The 2231-nt window shown below is 66.2% G+C and carries 2 protein-coding genes; both read right to left on the bottom strand.

What is annotated here, in order from left to right:
- Nucleotides 1-96: 96 nt before the first annotated feature.
- On the bottom strand, nt 97-849 hold the full coding sequence (locus tag DFP89_RS19885) for a hypothetical protein (RefSeq protein ID WP_114351031.1): 753 nt from the start codon (nt 847-849) through the stop codon (nt 97-99).
- A 9-nt stretch (nt 850-858) separates the two neighbouring features.
- On the bottom strand, nt 859-2231 hold a 1373-nt coding region (locus DFP89_RS20470; RefSeq protein ID WP_181870418.1), incomplete at its 5' end, for a hypothetical protein.

Raw genomic sequence — 2231 nt, forward strand, 5'->3', positions numbered from 1 at the left:
GGCCGGTATTCTGGATGATATCGCCGGCGGCCACGGTGATCGCAGCGCTCCAGCTGTCAGTTGCGGTATAGGCAGGCATGATCGGTCCCTTTCTGGTCAGATTGCGTTGCGCATGGCCCATTCGACTGCCGCGCGCTGGTTGGCGGTCAGGATCGATCCGGCAATGCAGATGCCGGAAATTGCTCCGGCGAGCGCCGGGGAGGCGTCGCGGGCGCCGCCGATCGCGAAGGTGGGCAGGTTGAGGTTGGCCACGGTCAGCGGGGCTGCGGCCGCGACGCCGTTGACCGTCATCGAGGCCGCGCCACCCGAGATCGTCATCCAGATCATGGCGTCACGCACAGCCGCCGGCATGTCGATATCCATCGAACTGCCCCCGATCTGGCCACGCACATAATTGCCAAGCCCAGCAGAAACATAGCGATAGGCGATCCGCACCACGCCGGTGCCGGTGGCATTGAGGTCTTGGCCAGCGATGGTCTGGCTGTCGACCGTCTCGTCCTGCACCTCCAGCATCACGCGCAACCCGATGCTGCCGGTCGCCATCTGGCCGATGGCGGCGCCTGAAAGCGTCATGGTTCCGCGTGCGACGGCGGCATCCCCGAAATCGACACCGGTGCCGGCAATATAAAGCGGCTGGCGGGCGGCGGCGGTCTGCACGAACTGCCGGCCGTGAATGCCGCCGGTCCAGGTTGAAACCCGGCCATTGGCGTCCCGCCCGATGTGGGTGGCATCGGTGCGCCAGACATCGACAAGGTCGGGGATGCCGGCCAGGATGCTGTCGAGCGTGGTGACGACGCCCAGCGTCGCGGCCAGCGGCGCGTCGATATCTGCGGTCAAAATTCCGGCCATGGTGATCTCCTAGGCGATTGCGATGCGATGCGACGGCATGCGGCGGCGGTGGATGATGGAGGGGTTGAGCGGGTCGCGCATGCGCGAGGTGGTCACGATGCGGCCCCTAAAGGCGGTGTAGCCGTCATCCAGCCCTCGCACGTCCTGCGCCTGCATCATGTAGCTGATGGCGGTGGGTAGCGCATCGCAGGTCAGCCGCACCTGCCGGCCCAGCAGCTCGACCCCGGTGATCGTCGCGCCTGTCGCGGTCCATCCCAGATTGGCGTCGATGCCCTGCCCGGCATAGCGGTCAGGCTCGATCTCCCACATCTCGCCGTCCCACAACGAGGCGTAGTCGAGGGTGATGACATTGCCCGAACGCGACACGCCCGGGCGGCGGATCGTCCAGGACCGGCCCGCCTCGCGTGCCGCCCGGGCCCAATTAAACATGCCCAGAAGCGGCTCGCCCTGCGCCTCGCTGAAATGGACATTGTTGTCGATGATCGGGATATAGGCCTCGGGCGTGACCAGGACTCCGTAACCCTGCTCGGCCAGATCGAGATAGCTCTGCACCACCTGCCAGTGCTCGGCGGCCAGGCTGGTGTCGGTATCGCCGCCCGGCTGGCTGAAATAGATCGCGGCATCCTCGAAATTGCGGGCGTCGAACTCGGCGCGCAGGGCGGTGATCAGGTTGCGCAGGGTGGTGGCGTGCAGCGCAGGATCGTCATCCGCCTTGGAGCTGGTGCCATGGCAGACATAGAGATCCACGCGCGGGATCAGCCCGTCGATGGCTGCCAGACGCTCCAGCTCGTCCAGCCAGAACATCAGATTGTCCCAATGCAGCGCGCTGTCGGTCAGGCCCGACGGCGCATCACCGAGGGCTGAATTATAGCGGGTGATGTGCTCACCCGACTGGCCCCAGAGCGTGCCGACATTGCGCCGCTCGATCAGGCCGTATTTGCGCCGCCAGCCATTGTAGCCCTTGACCGCGTAATAGGCGCCGCCCGGGTCCGAGGGTGCGGGATCGGGGCTGACGAAGCCGCTGCCGGGGACGGCCGTGTCATAGGCCAGGCTCTGCGGCCCCAGCATGGTGATCGCGGCGCCGTCCGAGCGCATCAGCCCGCCGATCATCAGCGCGGTCTGCGGATAGACCTGCGGATAGACCGGCGTCGAGCCGCTGTCCCAGGACATGAACAGCAGGCTTTGGGTCAGGCAGATGGTGGCGGTGATGTATTGCGGATCGACCTCGGCCAGCGAATTGGCCGCATCGAGCGCCAGTGCGTCCCGCATGCGGCCGGCCAGTTCGGCTGATACCTGGAAATCGAGCCCATCCCGCGCCAGACGGATGATCGTCTTGCCGGACCTGTCTTGCAGGATCGACCAGCCCTCCAGCCCCTCGGACA

This window comes from Paracoccus lutimaris (assembly GCF_003337565.1).
GTDB classification, from domain to species: domain Bacteria; phylum Pseudomonadota; class Alphaproteobacteria; order Rhodobacterales; family Rhodobacteraceae; genus Paracoccus; species Paracoccus lutimaris.

Bases quoted from the DNA above. Each gene is read 5' to 3' on its own strand.
- DFP89_RS19885 (WP_114351031.1), bottom strand. From the start codon at position 849: ATGGCCGGAATTTTGACCGCAGATATCGACGCGCCGCTGGCCGCGACG.